Genomic DNA, 17,695 nt, shown 5'->3' on the forward strand with positions numbered 1-17,695 from the left:
ATTAAGTACATCTGTCAAAGGAACGTGATGCTTTTATGATCTCAGCTACTAATCTACATAAATCTTATGGGCAGACCCATGTGTTAAAAGGCATTGATATCACCGTACAAGAAGGTGAAGTGGTCGCAATTATTGGACCGAGCGGATCAGGAAAAACAACACTTCTCCGCAGTTTAAACAGCCTCGATATTCCAGACAAAGGAGAGCTGACTGTTGGAGAAGCCACGATTCAATTTGAACGATATCATAAAAAAGATCTTTTAAAACTAAGGCAGCAATCTTCCATGGTATTTCAGCATTATCACTTGTTTCAAAATAAACGAGCACTTGAAAATATTACAGAGGGATTGATTGTGTCCCAAAACATGTCTAAGAAAGAAGCAGAAAAGGTTGGAGAGCAATTTTTATCGCGGATTGGACTGCTACATAAAAAGGATGCATTTCCGAGTGAATTATCTGGCGGTCAGCAGCAGCGGATTGGAATTGCCCGCGCTCTTGCGATGAATCCTGCGGTGCTTTTGTTTGATGAACCAACGTCCGCACTGGACCCAGAGATGGTCGGAGAAATACTTGAAATGATCAAAGATATTGCGAGCCAAGGGATGACGATGGTCATTGTGACGCATGAAATTTCGTTTGCAAAAGACGTAGCGGATACGGTGATCTTTATGGCAGATGGAGAAATTGTTGAAAAAGGCTCACCAGAAGACGTCCTCTTGAAGCCTCAGCATGAACGAACAAAACAATTTTTATCCAGGATTCATCGCGGAATGTGGCAAGGATCGGAGGAAGACATATGAAGCAAAAGACAGCATTCATGACAGCTGGTGTCCTTCTGATTCTCCTCTCTCTGATTGGCTGCAGCAGTGTGAAAACAACAACAGATGATGGAAAACAAATTGTAAAAGTCGCACTGAGTGCAGAGGTCAATCCACCCTTTTTAGCCACAAATGACCGAAACGAACCGATTGGCTATAACATTGATTATTTAAATGAAGTGGAAAAAAGACTTCCGCACATACATTTTGATTACATCTTTGGCGAAGAAGAATCCAACCTTATTGGTGTTGGCGCAGGGAAGTTTGAAATGGCAGCTAATTGGTTTTTCAGTAACCCTGAACGTGAAAAACGGTTTCTTTACCCTCAAGTTCCGTACGGCTATTCGATGACAGGATTAATTGTGAATGAATCAAACCAGGATATTCAATCGCTTGACGATATGACATCAAAAAAGCTCGCTCCTGTCAGTCCCAGCGGCGGATTGCGTTCCATATTAAATCAATATAATGAAGAACATGATCCAGATATTCCGCTGACAACCATTGAAAGCCCTTCAAATGAACTCAACTTAAAGCGTGTTGAAAGCGGACGGTCCGATGCGGCCTTTATGAATATTTCGACCTTCGATACCATTCAAAAGCATCTGAATCTGAAGGTAAAAGTGGGCGGGATCGTGTCAAAGGAGCCGATCTATCTTGTCTTACAGCCAAGTGAGAAGCAGCTTGCAGCAGACTTGGACCAGGTCACACAAGAGATGATTGATGATGGAACACTGCCTAAGCTTGCGAAAAAGTGGTTTGGGGTTGATTTCTTTCAAGATATTGACTACATCTCAGAAAAAGGCTATCAATATGAAGAAAGGAAGGAAGCGTCATGACGTTTACAGCTGGAGATTGGCTGCGCATTTTTTTACAGGTGCTTGAACGCCTGCCACTCACTTTTCTCATTATTGCGGTGTCATTGTTTTTCGCCATCATCATAGGGCTCTTATTTGCATGCATTCGTATAAAACAAATCCCAGTGCTGAAGCAATTGGCTGTTGTCTATTTATCTTTTACACGAAGTACGCCATTAATTGTTCAGTTATTCTTAATTTATTTTGGACTTCCTCAGCTTTTACTTGTGGCAGGAATTCAAATCAATCATTGGGATCGCGTGTTATTTGTGATGATGACGTTCTCTTTACATACGGGGGCTTATTTATCTGAAGTTTTTCGCAGTGCGTATTCGTCTGTTGGGAAGGATCAGCTGGAAGCCGCCTACATTGTTGGGATGACAGATACACAGGCCTTGATCAGGATCATTATCCCGCAGGCCTTTCTCATTGCCCTGCCAAACCTCGGAAATTACACCATTGATCTTGTGAAAGACACGGCGGTTGCCTTTACGATTGGGCTCATCGATATGATGGGACAGGTGAAGATCATCTTAGGAAATAACTATGGAATCGGCATGTTTGAAGTGTATGTGATCATCGCGATTGTGTACTGGCTCATTTGTATGAGCATTGAACTAGTCACCATGCTGCTTGAAAAGAAATTTGTAAAAGGCCGCACCAGCCTGTCACGTTAAGGAGGCGATTTGATGCAAACCATTGATATTCCATTTGCGATTGACCAAGTACCACATATTCTAAAAGGGGTTCCTTTCACCTTATTAATTGCACTAGTTTCCATGGCTGTGAGTCTTGTGATCGGATCTGTTTTTGCTTTCATTCGTCTCTTTCGCATCCCTGTACTCAGGCAGCTCGTTACGCTCTACGTCTCTTTTTTTAGAGGTACGCCTCTTATTGTTCAACTGTTCGCTTTCTTTTATGGGCTTCCTTTTGTTCTAAGTAACATGAGCGGCGCATTTGGGCTGACCTTTCACCCGGATATGGTCTCCCCATTAGCCGTTGCCCTTATTACCTTCAGCCTGCATTCAGCCGCTCATTTAACAGAGGTGGTCCGAAGTGCACTTCTGGCAGTAGACAAAGGGCAGCTTGAAGCGGCAAAAATTGTAGGCATGACCACACGTCAGGCGATGATACGCATTATTTTACCGCAGGCATTTGTTGTGGCCTTACCAAACCTAGGCAATCAGCTCGTTCAGTTATTAAAAGCGACATCTCTTGCGTTTACAATTGGGGTACTCGAAATCATGGGTATTTCCCGGATCATTGCAAATGACGGCTATCAGTTTTTAGAAACTTATCTCGTCTCTGCTTTGATCTATTGGCTGCTGAGCATTGTCTTTGAATTAGCCTTTGCATTATTAGAGAAACGTGTCAGCGTATACGGAAGAACTCTCGGACGTTAAAAAGTCGATCAGGCACAAAAACCTGATCGACTTTTTTATTCACCCTTTTTTGGTGTGTTAAACAGTTCTTTTGGTGCGGGTTTGAGCTTTGGTGCAGAGCCGAAAACGACAGGAGCAGAAATATATCTGAACTCTCCTTTTCCATCCATGCTGCGGCCATGTGCCCATCTGCCTTGCTTACTTTCTTCCCCTCTTGAGAAGTTAAACAAGTCATAGGATACTTGCTGTTTTTCTAATGAACGAGGGAAGGTGGTTGGTACGACGACATCCCCTTCTCGCTCTTCTAATTCTTTAATTGCAGCAAGCCACATATTTTGATGATATGTATCACGAGCAATGAGGAAGGAGAGCATATCTTTGACGCCGCGGTCATCTGTCATTTCGTAAAGTCTTGTCACCTGAAGACGGCCCTGTGATTCTGCATTTAAATTGGCCCTGAAATCAGCCATTAAATTTCCGCTTGCAATGATATACTTGGCATTCCAAGGATACCCTTGACTATCCGCTGCCATCGCCCCTAAACCGGCAACAATTGCATGCTGCGGATTCATTCCGCCCATAACAGCTGCAAGTGCTGGATCACTTTGATACGCCTGTTCCTGTTCTTTTACCGGTGCTTTATCAAGTAGACGTGCGATCATTGTCGCCAGCATTTCGACATGACCAATTTCCTCTGTCCCAATATCAAATAATAAATCCCTATATTTTTGGTCTGCCCGGCAATTAAACCCTTGAAATAAATATTGCATCATCACACTGATTTCACCATATTGACCGCCTAATACTTCTTGCAGCTTTTTCGCGTAAAGCGGATCAGGTTTTGAGGGCTTTGCTTCATATTGCAATTCTTTGATGTGATAAAACATGATGTCATCTCCCTTATCAAAAACATCTTTTCACTTATCACTATTCAACCGCAGCTCTCATTATGAAAATGACCTGATCACATAAAAAAAGAGAATGGCTTATGCCATCCTCTTTGTTATCTTACTTATTCAGCACTGACTAAAATTTTCACTTGATCTTTTTCATTGATTAATGCATGGAAGCCATCCTCAATCACATCGTCCAACTTGATTTTTTTCGTGACGAGTGTGTCTGCAGAGAAATAGCCTTTTCTCATTAAGTTTAATACAGATGGGAATACGTCTCTGTAGCCGATAATTCCTTTTACTGTACGTTCTTTAATGACAATGTCATTCGGCATAATTTCAGCGCCTTTTTCCCAAATGCTTACAATGACTGTTTCGCCTGAAATTCTAGTTGATTGGATTGCTTGCTTCAATACAACAGGTACACCTGTCACTTCAAAAGAAACATCGACGCCACCGTTTGTGCGGCGTGCAATTTCTTGAACAACATCTTCATACTGAGAAGGATCAACAATGATCGCTCCAAGCTCTTTTGCTTTCTCTTGACGTTCTTTTGATAATTCAACTGCATAAATATCAGTAGCACCAGCTGCTTTTAATGCTTCAATGACAAGTAAACCAATTGGTCCGCAGCCAAACACAGCCGCTGTATCCCCAGCTTGTACTTTACTAGAACGAACCGCATATAAAGCAACCGCAGAAGGCTCGACAAGCGCGCCTTGCTCATATGAGATTTCGTCTGGTAATAAATGAAGTAATTCTTCATCGACTGATACATATTCAGAGAATCCACCGCCGCCTCCGGCAAGTCCTAAAAAGCCCATGTTTTCATCTAAGTTATAAGCACCTTGATGTCCGTGAGTTGCAAAAATAGGTTCAACAACCACTCGGTCGCCTACTTTATAATTGCTCACGCCTTCTCCTACTTCAACAACTTCACCAGAGAACTCGTGTCCCAGTGTAATTGGTGCTTTTTCTTTTGTAAGTGGATGAGGTTCATTCACAGGAATGAAGATCGGTCCGCCTAAATATTCATGTAAATCACTACCGCAAATGCCGCACCATTTTACTTTCAGTTTCACTTTTCCTGGAGCAACTGTTGGTTCATCAATTTCCTCTAGTCGAATGTCCTTTTGATCGTGCCAGCGTAGTGCTTTCATTTGTAAGACTCCTTTTCTCATCAATTTAATTAACTTACTTAAATAATGATAACATAATTTTTTTAATTTTCTAAGTAGGATGCACTATTTTTTTGACAGTCAATGGACGAAAGATGACAAAACATAACAATAGACAGATAAGAAGCATACATATACACCCAATGATGACGGAGATTCTGATCGATAAAATATGAGCGAGTCCGCCAAATATTCCTGTCATGGTCATCGTTAGAATAGCTTCAACCAAAGCATAAAAACTGGCTACCCTCCCCATCACCTCCACAGGAATATTCGTTTGATAGTACGTCATAAATCCTGTGTTCGCAAATGCTAAAAAGAAGGCTAATATAAAAAATCCACCGGCAGCTGCAACTAGGCTGCTGGAAAATGCATAAATAAGATAGCCAAACGCCACAAACAAACTGCCGATTCCAAGCATCAGCGAAACTGACAGCCTTTCAACAATGACCGAATTAAGACTTGCCCCTGCAATGATACCCGCTCCAGCTATACTGACAAGAAGGCCATATTGTGTATCAGTCAGCATCAATACTTCTTTTGCAAAGGCTGTTTCAAGTGAGTCTATGGCCGTAGGAAGGACCGTTATCGCCGCACTAAATAATAAATATACCGTCATGATCTGGCGTGACGTCAGACTAAATCGCAGAACAAGCTTTGCATCCTCTTTTAACATTGAAAGGGAAAACCGCTTTTGAGCAGCATCTGTTTTGAGCAAATTCGGTAAACACATCGTTAACAGTGCAGATATCAACAGGCAGATGGCATTTACATAAATTGAAAGAACAGGAGTCCCAATGAGAAAGAGCACACCTGCTGCTGCGGGCCCAAGTAAAAATCCACCGGATTGTAATAAAGAGCGAATGGCATTAAACCGTTTTCGGTTATCCGCCGGGATGAGTCCTGTCATATACACCATCGACGCTGGATGAAACATCGCTTGTGCCATCTGTATGAAAAACACCATGACATACAGAATGAGCAGATGTCCTGAAAATAAGGCAAAAGGGATGCATGCAATGAGCAGAGCACGGGTAATATCTAAACTGATCATCACTTTCCGCTGATTCAGCCTGTCAATCAAACTGCCGGACCAGCTATTGGTCAAAAGAGCAGCAGCCGGTCTTAGCAAATAAACTGCTGTTACAGCAAGTACAGAGCCCGTTTCTTGAAAAATAAGCAGATGGAGGGCAATCATATAAATCCATTCTCCTATGTTCGCAATCCCGATGGCTCCAAGTAAAATACTCATATCCCGCCAATGTTTTTTCATCATTGTCCCCCCTATTTGTCATAAAAAAATCCCGCCCCCAAGACATGTCTGTCTTGAGGACGGGATTTACTCCGCGTTGCCACCTCAGTTCATTCATCTGTTGCCAGATGAACCTTAGCGGGTGATCATTCACCCTTCTCTGTAACGGGAGAAGTTCGCTGCACCACCATCCGAGGGAATCCGGTGCAGAGCTAAGAGGCTTGGTTCCATCATGCTTCCCAGCTCCTTCTCAGCTTCACGGAGTTCTCTGTGTGGGGCAGCTATGATGTACTCTTCTCTATTTGCGCTTTGTCTTTTTTTCATCACGATCTTCAGCGGAATTGTTACATATTGTACTGCGCCCCGATCAAAGCGTCAATGTTTTTTTCATGTTAATCCGCATAAATCATTTTCCTAGTCATACCGCCATCAATAACCAAATCTGTGCCGTTCACAAATTGATTGTCTTCATCTGTTAAATAAAAACAGGCTTTCACAATATCCTTTGGCGTGCCGACTCGATTGGAAGGATGCTGCTGATGGTCAATTTCTCGAAGACTTGTCTCATCTTTCGTTTCAATCCATCCAGGGGAAATGCTATTGACCGTAATGTGATCCTGACTAAAAGAAACTGCCAAGGCATGAGTAAGCGCGGAAATGCCGCCTTTTGATGCAGCATATGCTTCTGTATAGGGTTCTGACATGGCCGCACGGGTAGATGAAATGTTCACAATGGAACCGCCGTTTGGATTCTCTTTGATATAACGTGCTGCTTCTCTAGCGCATAAAAAAGTCCCTCTTACATTTGTATGCAGCACATGATCCCACTCATCGACCGTTAACGCATAAGGCGATGCTGTGCACATGACGCCGGCATTATTAATGAGAACATCAATTGTTTTGCAGTGCTCCACCGCAAACGACATTAAGCGTTGAATATCCTTCTCCTGTTTCACATCTGTTTTAATGAAATAAACTTCAAAGGACTCTTTTCTCAGCTGCTCCTCCAAACGCTTCCCCTTCTCTTCATCTATATCCGCAAGCACCACACGCGCCCCTTCTTTTGCATAACCGCAGGCGATCGCTTCACCAATACCATTGGCTGCGCCTGTGATGATGACGGTTTTATGTTGAAAATTCATCATTCATCCAATCCTTTCTCCATGAGATGTTGTCGTCTATCATATCATTTTGAGGAATCTCGGCACAAAGCTGAATTTGTATGACTAGATCAACTGGTCAAAGAGGATCACCTGTTTCGTAAAATTGAGCAGTAATTGATTTCTCATTTATCGTAGATACGGTAAAAGCGTATTATAGCGAAATCAAAGGTCGTCCATCTCTTGATTTGTTGTTATTTAGAATCTAATTGAATATATAAAATGATTAAGATTTAGGAAGTAGGATGTTGTTCTGTCCCAAAGAATACACGAAAGCAACTGACTCGAAACATTTTCGTTTAATCTTCAGTTAAACGACCATTTTGCCAAAGCTGTTGATAATACGGATGTGTTTTTTGTAATTCTTCATGTGTGCCTTGACCTGACAAGCGTCCATCTTCAAAGACAAGGATTTGGTCTGCACTTGTAATCGTGGATAACCGATGGGCGATGATGATCGTCATCCGGTTTTTCGTTAACGCTTGAAGAGCAAGCTGCACTTCACGCTCTGATTCGTTATCTAAGTTCGATGTCGCCTCATCAAGTAATAAGATTCTCGGATTTCGTAAAATCGCACGAGCAATCGCAATACGCTGTTTTTGACCACCTGAAAGCTTAATACCTCCTTCACCAACCTCTGTATCGAGGTGTTTGTCCAGCTGCATGACAAAATCATAGGCATAGGCTGCTTTTAATGCGCCAAGTACCTCTTGTTCACTTGCTCCATTCGTCCCGTACATGACGTTGTCACGAATCGTTCCGTTTAATAACGGTGCATTTTGACTTACATAGCCAAACAACCCACGCCACTCTGTTAAGTTAAATTGCTCAATGTTTTCTTTGCCATACAGTATCGCACCTGATGACACGTCATAAAAACGTTCAATAAGGGAGAACATGGTCGTTTTCCCGCCTCCACTTCGGCTGACAAAGGCCGTTGTTTCATTTGGCTTTAACGTAAACGTCATACCTTTTAACACGTACTTTTCGTTGTACTTAAACGACACATTTTCAAAATGAATCGGCTGTGACGCAGCAGTTACCGGTTTACCGTCTTGGACTTCACGCTTCTCATCTAAAGCCTCGACAATACGCTCTGTTGCGCCAAGTGTTTTTTGTAAATCAGTAAAGAATGTCGCCATTTGTGTAAATGGCATAATAATTTGTACTAAATAAATCATGATTGCCACAAGCTCGCCAGAACTAATGGCACCTGAAGCAACCTGTGAACCGCCATACCCAAAAACCGCAATGATCACAACCATCATGAGCAGTGTCATAAGTGGTGAAAGAATCGCAACAATTTTTGCTTCTTTTAATCCATACTTGTACAGCTGCTGAATTTGCTTTTCTCCGCCTGCTAGCTCTTGCTGCTCTGTTTGTGAAGCTTTCACAAGGCGAATGTTTGTTAAAATTCTTCCTAATCGTCCGCCAAATCCTGCCAACTCATCTTGATTGGCTTTCGAAATCGCGTACATTTTTTCTCCTAGCGGATACGTCACAAAAATTGTGAGTGGTACGGCGATCAGTAGCAGCAGCGTCATTTTCCAGTCAATCCACAATAAAACAACGATTGCACCAAGTATCACAAAAAGCCCTGACACAAACGATACGAGCTTTTCCGTTACAAACTCCTTTACGACGTTTGTATCCTGCGTAATTCGACTCATCGTTTCGCCAGATTCATGTGCATCGTAATATGTTAATCGTAAATGCAGCATATGCTCCCATACTTCTGTGCGTAAATTCGCGACAACTCCTTCACCTAAACGACGCATCATATAAAATGTAACGGCACTAAGCATCGCCTGTACAATTAAAACACCAATGACTGGAGAGAGTGATGTTAATGCAAAACCAGTATCTGAAATTTGGTTAATAAGCTTCATTGTGAGTAGTGGCACAGCAAGTCCAGCTGCCACCTCTACGATACTTATAAAAAATAAAAGAACTAATTGACTATTCGCCATTTGACTGCGCTTCATCAAAATCCAAAGCTGTGAGATTTTCCCTTGCATTATGATTTACTGCTCACTTTCGTCATGACCTTTTCAAAACGGAAAAACTCATACTCTTCATCCGATTCCGGCTCTTTGCCTTCAACATTAGGTCCTGGGTTGCCTGGGTGATAAAACTCAACAATTTTAAAGCCGCATTTATTCACGTAAAAATGAATATTACGCTTTTCAAAATATGGTGTGTGCAGCTCCCAAACCTTCGTCTCTGGGAACGCTGCTTCTATCGCTTCCCACATTTTAGTGCCAAGACCTTTGCCATGTGCATTTGCCCTTGTATACAGGAAATCCACTTCGTTTCGCTGGGTTTCGTTATTCATTTTCAATACGACACCACCAATTCTTTCGGCGTTTAGTAAAAGTTGACGTACAACCGATTCTTTAGCAGTAAGTGAATGATTGAAATCTTCCTCAGACGGGATTGGTCCCATTTCTGCCGGATCTTCCGCATCTGTAAAACGATCTTGTAACCCCTTCATAAATGCCTCTTGTAATTCTGCCTTAAATGCTGCTAGCTCGTCCTGCGGTACAGGTGCTAATGTCATTTGTTGATTTAGTTTTGTCATTTCTAAAAAACCCTTTCTTTTAAACTGATTAAAATATTCGACCGACTGTTAAAAATAGCTGACTATAATGGCCTAGACTCCGTATTTTCGAATCCAACCTTCCGCCTTATTACTCCATTTCATTGAGAAACCCAACCATTTACCAAGCCAAGTTAGTAGTAGTCGAATGTTAGGTCATGTTAAGTACAAGAAATAGTGTAAAGTATGGAGTAACTCTAGAGTAAAGAAAGAAATGAAAAATATATTCGAAGAAATAATTATCAGCTAAACCTCTTATGTAAAGCGACGAGAAAATAGGTTGGTCGGTACCAACGGAGAAACTTTACGAGCAATCTACGCATTTTTTAAAAAAACTTGGGGTTAAAATACGGTATTGTGTATGCAAAAGAAGATGACTTAAATGAGGAGTCTGGAGATGTAGGCTGCCTATTTGTCGTCTATATGACCGTCAGCAAGAATGAAAACAGCTGGGTTCTATGAGATTATTTATCATCAAGGACCTTATGAAGAAACCTTAGAAAGTATCTCTTTCGTTGATATGTATTGTATATTCAATGTGAATTCCACAATAAAGAGCCGTCCCATTTATGGAGTGGCTCTTTATTGTTAAACATTTATTGAGAAACCAATACCATTGGCTGCGCCTATGATGATGACGGTTTTCCCTTTAAAATGTAGCATATGATTAATTCCTTTCAATGACTCGTATGAATGATTTACTTTTACCCTTTCCTGAAAAGAGCAATCCAGTCATCCACCTCTATTGATTCTATTTGATCCTCTGTCATGTTCAATCTATAATATTGCTTTATTTTCTCGTTAGCATCTAACATGTATTTTGTAACGATCTCTTCTTCCTTTAAAGTTTTTGTTGTTCGCTTGACCCATTCTTGAAAAGGGTAACGTTTTTTTCGTTCCATTGATCTTACTTCTTTTATTCCCTCTTTATAAAACAATTCCCGCCATTGTTCTTTAGATAGACAGGACACATGACTTGGGTCTCTCAATCTTTCCAGCTCATTGATAAATAGTGCAAGCTCTTCATCATTTGGCGAAACATTATCAATAAAGAAAAACAGACCATTTGACTTTAATACGCGAGATGCCTCTTTGGCAAACTGTTCAGGGTGCGGGAAATGGTGTGCTGCAATTCGGCATGTGACCATATCAAATGTGCCATCTAAAAAAGGAAGGCTTTCTGCATCCGCTACTACATAAAAAATTTGTGGATACGCTTTTAAATGAAGTGATGTATGCGAAAGCATCTCTTTCGTTAAATCCGTCGCAAATACTTGATTCACATATGGAGCCAATGCTTTTGCGGTATGCCCGCCACCAGTTGCTATATCGAGGACGGTCCAGCTTTCTTCTGGAGCTGTCCATTCAACAATTAGATCCAGGTCTGCTCCCTTTGCATGAGTTTGACTCGTCACATACTTTTCTGCATTTCTCCCAAATTGTTCTACAACCCTTCTTTTGGCTTGATCTGAATTCATCTAATTCCTCCCCCTTGAAATGGATTTGTATATTCTATGTGATTTTCCACAATAAAGAGCCGTCCCATTTTATTGAGCGGCTCCTTTCATGTTAAAAATTATCGAGAAAGCATCCCGTGCGGGTCAATGACAAATTTCTTCGCCACACCCGAATCAAAGTCACTATATCCTTTAGGGGCTTGATCAAGGTCAATGACGGTCGCATTGACGGCTTTAGCGATCTGTGCTCTGCCGCTTAAAATGGATTTCATTAGACTGCGATGATATTGCATAACAGGGGTTTGACCTGTCACAAAGGTATGAGCTTTCGCCCAGCCAAGTCCAATTCGCACTTTCAGAGAACCGACTTTTGCATCGGCATCCACTGCTCCTGGATCTTCTGTGACATAAAGCCCTGGAATTCCAAGCTTGCCGCCAACTTTAGTAATATCCATAATCGTATTTAAAACAGTTGCTGGTGCTTCTCCCTGGTCTCCATGACCCGAAGCTTCAAAGCCGACACAATCGACGGCACAATCAACTTCTGGCTCCCCTAAAATATTCGTAATTTGTTCGCCGATTCGATCATGTTTTCGTAGATTGATCGTCTCACAGCCGAAGCTTCTTGCCTGTTCCAGTCTTTGCTCATTCAGATCTCCAACAATCACAGCAGATGCGCCAAGAAGTTGAGCCGAATGTGCTGCTGCAAGACCTACTGGCCCAGCACCTGCAATATATACGGTCGAACCAGGCTTTACTCCAGCCGTATAAGCACCATGAAAACCTGTCGGGAAAATATCGGAAAGCATCGTGAGATCAAGTATTTTTTCCATCGCTTGATCTTTGTCTGGAAATTTGAGCAGTTGAAAATCTGCATATGGAACCATGACATACTCGGATTGGCCGCCAACCCATCCGCCCATATCTACATATCCATAGGCAGAGCCTGGGCGGTCCGGGTTTACATTTAAGCACACATGGGTTTTTTGTTCCTTACACATGACGCAGCGTCCGCATGCAATATTAAACGGAACGGACACGAGATCTCCTTTTTGAATAAACTCTACATCTCGCCCAACTTCCACGACTTCACCTGTAATTTCATGACCAAGGACAAGTCCTTCAGGTGCAGTCGTACGCCCTCTCACCATGTGCTGATCACTTCCGCAAATATTCGTCGTCACTACTTTTAAAATGACGCCATGCTCACATTTGCGCCCCACATTGGCTTTAGGTACACCCGGGCCGTCTTTTAAGACCAAATCAGGGTATCCAATATCCTCAACTGCTACTTTTCCTGCTCCTTTATAAACGACACCTTTGTTTCCCGACATGATTTCATTCCTCCCTTTTGTTTAAAAATGAAGTCTCTACAATTTTCTCTATTTCTTAAGCAATTTCCTTCTTCAAACAGCACATTATGTGAAAAAGAGGGAGGCACATGTCTATGTGAGAAAGAAAAATGTGTCTTTCAGCGAAATAAAAAAGAAAATATTGAAAAAAAAGCTAAACTTTTGCAGAACGGTGTCGATATAAGAAATAAGCCAGACAGGTATCCTTAATCGACAAACAAATTCCTTATATATACTATCATTCCTTACACACCTGGCTGGCGCCTATATCACATACAAAAGGCTCTTCTGATGAAGAGCTATTTTTTATTGCAGGCAAAGAGGCTCCTCTGACGAAGAGCCTCTTTTTTGAGTGCTTGTTCATTACCTGGGAAATATTTTCATCATTTTAAGGCTTTGATACAGATGTATGTATCATAGTGATAAACCGATACTTCTCTAAAGTGATATGCTGAAAACAGACGGCTGATCTCTTCTTCACTGTACGATGAAAAAGATGTTGACCGTTTTTGTTCGTTGATCAGCTCCTGCTTTTGGAAAGATAAAAATACTTCTCCATCCACTTGAAGGACGCGGTACACTTCCTTCATGACTTGCTGAATATCCTTCAAGTAATAGATTGTCTGCACCGTAAATAATTTATTGAATGATCTGTCTTCAAAAGGTAATTGCTCAGCCTTACCAAGCGTAATGACGGCTTTGTCCTGTTCCGCAAGCTTCTTATGTTTTCTTTTTGCATATTTAATCATATGGCGAGAGGCATCCACTCCATATACTTTTCCGCGGTCAAGTTTTTCAGCTACCTTTGATAAGGTGATGCCTCTTCCAGTTCCAATTTCTAAAATTCGGTCATTTTCTTGTATATTTAAGAGTTGAATCGTCCATTCATTGATATTATGATGATTTTTTTCCATATAGCGGGCAACCCATTTTGAGAACAAGCCTTTTGGTTCCCTCATTTGTTTTCCAATCCAGCTTTGAATCAATGTTAACACCTGCTTTTCATCAGTAAATAAAACTATTTACAAATTTTCTTACTTTTCATATCGGCTCTCACCTAACAAAAATTAAGACCTAGTCCTAATTTATTTGTCTTTTATAAGACGCTCCTTTTCAGAAAATGTTTCGCAGAAAGTGAAAATTTTTTAACCTGAATAGGCGTTTTCATTATTTGTGCTCAGATTGATTTCGTTTTCTGCATGAGCTGCATAATTTATAAATGTATCTTGATTAGATAAAGGTGGTGCTAGATTATGGGCTTTGGCGGTTATTCTGGAGGCTACTGCGGTGGCTACGGTGGCGGTTTTGCAGGCGGATTCGCATTGCTTGTTGTACTGTTCATTTTGTTGATCATCATTGGTGCAAGCTGGATTTGCTAACGTAAAAGGAGCAGGAAACGTCATGGTTTCCTGCTCCTTTTCTTTAATACCAATAAGTCCGGTACTGATACATATAACGTCTGAGCATTTCCTCTTGCTCTCTTTGCATGCGGTATGGATTGCCGTATCCGTGCTTTAAGGAATGCGGAATAGATGCATACCCGTGCCCGACAGACGGAAATCTCATATATGGTGACATCGACATTCATTGATCACCTCACAATCACCTTTTACGGTATCATATGTGCAGGTGATCAATGTGGAGCGTGTCTAAACCTGGTCCTTCTCCATCGTATAACAATCAAGCATGGCAAGCATCATAAACATGTCAATCTCCTCCTTTTCACATTTTTCATTTCCTGTTTTAGTTCATATACTTTAGTTGTTTCTGTTTCATTTCTTCATAAATTGTTTCGACTTCTTGTTCGTAAAGAACAGTCTCAATGTCCTTGTATTTCCGCTTAATCGTCAAAGTAATAAAAAATAAATGGATTGTCATATACGCTCACCTCCCTTCAGTTCGCAGCACGCGAAATAGCCCGCAGATCTTCTTTATCAGTTGACCTGCGGGCACACAAAAATGCAGATCAAAGACATTGTCTTCCAACCTGCAATGGATGATACGTGTGAAATCCTCGTTTACTTAAACAGTTTTGAAGCGTGCACCGTATAAGGCAAAGGAAGGACACGAACTCTTCCACAGGCTGATGACATGATGAAATTGTTGGTTGAATTGATCACAAGTAGATACGAATAACATATTCTTCAGCCTCCTTTACGTTTTTTTTAATTACTTTGTAAGTATATCCAGCAAGCACCATTTTGTAAACCTGTTTTTAGTAATATAGATGATTTTTGTGTCTTTGACTAAATTTCTACAGTTATTCTTGTCCGAGTGTCCAATACAATGAAAAAAAGCCTCCTCAGGCAAATGAGGAGGCTTTCGAATTAATCTTCATCTAATTCTTGCAGTTTCTTTTGAAAGAAAATAGCGCGTTTAACACAAATAAAAGCTGCTAATAAGAAAACACAATCTATTCCGATCATCAGCATTTTTGGAGATGCTTCGATGTGCTGGTTCGGTAAGATCGTACCAATATATAAAAAGGTGCTGACAGCAAGCAAAATAAAAGCGTACTGCTTGTAATCTGTCACTAAATCACTCCACTTTTTCTTCACTTGTTTCACCTTCCAGTTATCAATGTCTATTCATAGCTTAACATAGTGAGAGAAAGCGAGGAGCATGTAAATCTATCCATTCGCCAGTGCGCTTAGTCCTTGCTTGATATCATGTAGTAAATCATCCACATCTTCAATTCCGACGGAAATACGAATTAAACCATCTGTGATGCCAAGCTCCTCCCGGCGGTCTTTTGGAATGGACGCATGGGTCATCCGGGCAGGGACAGAAATTAAGCTTTCAACCGCTCCAAGGCTTTCTGCGATTGTAAACAGCTTAAGCTGGCTTAAAAATACATCGACATGTTCTTCTTTTCCAATATCAAAAGAGATCATGCCGCCGAAGCCGGATGCTTGTGTTTTCGCAAGTTCATGTCCAGGGTGAGTATCGAGACCTGGATAATAAACACGTGTGACGGCTGCATGTTGCTTTAAAAACTCAGCGATTTTCTGTGCATTTTGTTGATGTGCTTCCATTCGTAGTCCAAGCGTTTTCATCCCTCTCATGAGAAGCCATGAATCCTGCGGTCCAAGAATTCCGCCTGTCGAGTTTTGAACAAAGTGCAGTTCTTCTCCAAGCTCTTTCGTCGCTGTGACGACAAGCCCGCCTACAACATCACTATGGCCGCCTAAATACTTAGTCGCACTGTGCAAGACAATGTCTGCGCCATATTCAATCGGCTTTTGGAAATACGGTGTGAAAAATGTATTGTCGACAATCATCAAGATGTTGGCTTCCTTTGTCAATTCGCCGATGGCTTTTAGATCCGTCATTTTGAGTAAAGGATTGGTTGGCGATTCAATGTAAACGGCTTTTGTTTCAGGTAAAATGGCTTTTTTCACTGCTTCAGGATCACTTGTGTCAACAAAGGTTGCAGTAATGCCAATACGGTTTAGCACCTTTGTGATGACGCGGTAGGTTCCGCCGTACACGTCATCTGTCAGCACAATATGATCTCCGCTGTTAAACAGCATCATCACAGCCGTAATGGCTGCCATCCCTGAACCAAATGCGTAGCCGCTTGCTCCTCCTTCAAGATCACGAATGACTGTTTCCAGGGCAGTTCTTGTTGGATTTGCTGTTCTGGAGTATTCATACCCCGTATGTTCGCCTGCTTTCGGCTGCTTATAAGTACTCACTTGGTAAATCGGTACAGACACGGCGCCTGTTCTTTCATCACCCGTTGTTCCGCTGTGAATCATCATTGTTTTTGGTTTCATTCTATTTTCCTCCCTCATAAATTCCTTTACTTAAATATCGCTCACTGCTGTCAGGAAAAATGGTGACAATGACTGTCCCAGGTGCTGCTTTCTTTGCTTCCTCTAAAGCGGCAAATAAAGCGGAACCAGAAGAGCTGCCGATGAGAACACCTTCTTTTTCAGCTGCTTCTTTCACCATTCGAAACGCATCATCATCACTGACAGTGTAAATCTCATCAAATAAAGCCTGCTCCATATAATCTGGGATAAATTCAAGGCCAATTCCTTCCGTTCTATGCGGACCCGGATCCCCTCCATTTAAAATTGATCCTTCAGGCTCCACAACCACTGTTTTTAACGCCTGATTCTGCTCTTTTAAATAGGCGGCACAACCTTGAAAAGTTCCGCCAGATCCTGCTCCCGCCACGAATACATCGATATTCCCTTTTAAGTCGGACCATAATTCGGGACCGAGCGTTCTGTAGTAAGTCAATGGATTTACTTGGTTTTTAAATTGTAAAACACAATAGGCATTGTCAAGGCTTGCCTCTAATTCAAGGGCTCGATCAATCGCACCCTTCATGCCTTCTTTTCTGGGTGTATGAATAATCTCTGCACCGAGCGCCTTCATCAGTTGTTGTTTTTCTTGACTAAAATGTTCTGGTACACAAAAAATGGTTTGCAATTGATGCTTTCTTGCACTTAGGGCAAGCCCAATTCCTGTGTTTCCAGCAGTTGCTTCAATAATAGTTCCGCCTGGACGCAGTTTGCCAGATGCTAATGCTTCTCTGATGAGCATGTCACCTAAACGATCCTTAATACTTCCACCTGGATTCATCATCTCAAGCTTTGCATACACCTCAACGCCTTCTGGGACGCCAATCCCTGACAGCTTTAAAAGCGGTGTGCGGCCAATTAATTCAGTAATATCCTTTATGACAGCCATATGATTCCCTTCCTTTGCATGGAAAAGAAGGGGGAAACCCCTT

At 41.6% G+C, this 17,695-nt stretch carries 19 protein-coding genes; 5 read left to right on the forward strand and 14 right to left on the reverse strand.

Translation table 11 applies throughout. The features are described 5' to 3' along the window. Positions 1–35 precede the first annotated feature (35 nt). Genes NSS76_RS12200 through NSS76_RS12215 form a run of 4 tightly spaced genes read left to right on the forward strand, consistent with a single transcriptional unit; the run spans position 36 to position 3,078 of the window. Positions 36–800 carry an amino acid ABC transporter ATP-binding protein gene (locus NSS76_RS12200; RefSeq protein ID WP_166644690.1) on the forward strand — a complete coding sequence of 255 codons (765 nt, stop codon included), beginning with the start codon at positions 36–38 and terminating at the stop codon, positions 798–800. Further along, a complete protein-coding gene (locus tag NSS76_RS12205; RefSeq protein ID WP_073206420.1) occupies positions 797–1,657 on the forward strand; it encodes an amino acid ABC transporter substrate-binding protein in 861 nt (286 codons plus the stop codon). Before NSS76_RS12200 ends, NSS76_RS12205 begins: the two co-directional genes overlap by 4 nt. Next, the gene (locus tag NSS76_RS12210; protein WP_044331738.1) at positions 1,654–2,352 is read left to right on the forward strand and encodes an amino acid ABC transporter permease; all 699 of its coding nucleotides are present in this window, start codon (positions 1,654–1,656) and stop codon (positions 2,350–2,352) included. The genes NSS76_RS12205 and NSS76_RS12210 overlap by 4 nt, the downstream gene beginning before the upstream one ends. A gap of 12 nt (positions 2,353–2,364) precedes the next feature. Next, positions 2,365–3,078: an amino acid ABC transporter permease gene (locus tag NSS76_RS12215; protein ID WP_044331736.1), complete on the forward strand. Its 714-nt coding sequence runs from the start codon at positions 2,365–2,367 to the stop codon at positions 3,076–3,078. Between the two features lie 35 nt (positions 3,079–3,113). On the opposite strand, the gene NSS76_RS12220 is transcribed toward NSS76_RS12215, so the two are convergent. From NSS76_RS12220 to NSS76_RS12260, 9 genes are all read right to left on the reverse strand, one after another. Continuing rightward, complete coding sequence (locus tag NSS76_RS12220) at positions 3,114–3,944, reverse strand: manganese catalase family protein (protein WP_024423090.1); 831 nt, start codon at positions 3,942–3,944, stop codon at positions 3,114–3,116. A gap of 125 nt (positions 3,945–4,069) precedes the next feature. After that, positions 4,070–5,110 (reverse strand): 2,3-butanediol dehydrogenase, encoded by a 1,041-nt coding sequence (locus NSS76_RS12225; protein ID WP_017358082.1) that lies wholly within the window; start codon positions 5,108–5,110, stop codon positions 4,070–4,072. A gap of 70 nt (positions 5,111–5,180) precedes the next feature. Continuing rightward, the gene (locus NSS76_RS12230; RefSeq protein ID WP_024423092.1) at positions 5,181–6,401 is read right to left on the reverse strand and encodes an MFS transporter; all 1,221 of its coding nucleotides are present in this window, start codon (positions 6,399–6,401) and stop codon (positions 5,181–5,183) included. Positions 6,402–6,772: 371 nt separating this feature from the next. Then, on the reverse strand, positions 6,773–7,522 hold the full coding sequence (locus NSS76_RS12235; RefSeq protein WP_151040187.1) for an SDR family oxidoreductase: 750 nt from the start codon (positions 7,520–7,522) through the stop codon (positions 6,773–6,775). Positions 7,523–7,839: 317 nt separating this feature from the next. After that, a complete protein-coding gene (locus tag NSS76_RS12240) occupies positions 7,840–9,558 on the reverse strand; it encodes an ABC transporter ATP-binding protein (protein WP_341082299.1) in 1,719 nt (572 codons plus the stop codon). Beyond that, the gene (locus NSS76_RS12245) at positions 9,558–10,121 is read right to left on the reverse strand and encodes a GNAT family N-acetyltransferase (protein ID WP_024423095.1); all 564 of its coding nucleotides are present in this window, start codon (positions 10,119–10,121) and stop codon (positions 9,558–9,560) included. The genes NSS76_RS12240 and NSS76_RS12245 overlap by 1 nt, the downstream gene beginning before the upstream one ends. A gap of 722 nt (positions 10,122–10,843) precedes the next feature. Continuing rightward, positions 10,844–11,617: a class I SAM-dependent methyltransferase gene (locus NSS76_RS12250; protein ID WP_024423096.1), complete on the reverse strand. Its 774-nt coding sequence runs from the start codon at positions 11,615–11,617 to the stop codon at positions 10,844–10,846. A 98-nt stretch (positions 11,618–11,715) separates the two neighbouring features. Further along, on the reverse strand, positions 11,716–12,930 hold the full coding sequence (fdhA, locus tag NSS76_RS12255) for a formaldehyde dehydrogenase, glutathione-independent (protein ID WP_024423097.1): 1,215 nt from the start codon (positions 12,928–12,930) through the stop codon (positions 11,716–11,718). Positions 12,931–13,331: 401 nt separating this feature from the next. Further along, positions 13,332–13,934 carry a class I SAM-dependent methyltransferase gene (locus NSS76_RS12260; RefSeq protein ID WP_024423098.1) on the reverse strand — a complete coding sequence of 201 codons (603 nt, stop codon included), beginning with the start codon at positions 13,932–13,934 and terminating at the stop codon, positions 13,332–13,334. 267 nt (positions 13,935–14,201) lie between these two features. Here NSS76_RS12260 and NSS76_RS19640 point away from each other — a divergent pair, with 267 nt between their 5' ends. Then, positions 14,202–14,327 carry a YjcZ family sporulation protein gene (locus NSS76_RS19640; protein ID WP_008342643.1) on the forward strand — a complete coding sequence of 42 codons (126 nt, stop codon included), beginning with the start codon at positions 14,202–14,204 and terminating at the stop codon, positions 14,325–14,327. Positions 14,328–14,370: 43 nt separating this feature from the next. Here the strand turns inward: NSS76_RS19640 and NSS76_RS12270 are convergent, their stop codons facing one another. From NSS76_RS12270 to NSS76_RS12290, 5 genes are all read right to left on the reverse strand, one after another. Continuing rightward, on the reverse strand, positions 14,371–14,532 hold the full coding sequence (locus NSS76_RS12270; protein ID WP_155267112.1) for a hypothetical protein: 162 nt from the start codon (positions 14,530–14,532) through the stop codon (positions 14,371–14,373). Positions 14,533–14,691: 159 nt separating this feature from the next. Further along, positions 14,692–14,826: a YrzI family small protein gene (locus NSS76_RS12275; RefSeq protein WP_065214597.1), complete on the reverse strand. Its 135-nt coding sequence runs from the start codon at positions 14,824–14,826 to the stop codon at positions 14,692–14,694. Positions 14,827–15,275: 449 nt separating this feature from the next. Continuing rightward, positions 15,276–15,506 carry a YrhC family protein gene (locus tag NSS76_RS12280; RefSeq protein WP_024423099.1) on the reverse strand — a complete coding sequence of 77 codons (231 nt, stop codon included), beginning with the start codon at positions 15,504–15,506 and terminating at the stop codon, positions 15,276–15,278. A 72-nt stretch (positions 15,507–15,578) separates the two neighbouring features. After that, on the reverse strand, positions 15,579–16,727 hold the full coding sequence (locus NSS76_RS12285; protein WP_024423100.1) for a bifunctional cystathionine gamma-lyase/homocysteine desulfhydrase: 1,149 nt from the start codon (positions 16,725–16,727) through the stop codon (positions 15,579–15,581). Position 16,728: 1 nt separating this feature from the next. After that, positions 16,729–17,652: a PLP-dependent cysteine synthase family protein gene (locus NSS76_RS12290; protein WP_024427895.1), complete on the reverse strand. Its 924-nt coding sequence runs from the start codon at positions 17,650–17,652 to the stop codon at positions 16,729–16,731. Positions 17,653–17,695 lie beyond the last annotated feature (43 nt).

The organism is Bacillus sp. FSL R5-0654, from assembly GCF_038008745.1.
GTDB classification, from domain to species: Bacteria; Bacillota; Bacilli; order Bacillales; family Bacillaceae; genus Bacillus; species Bacillus safensis.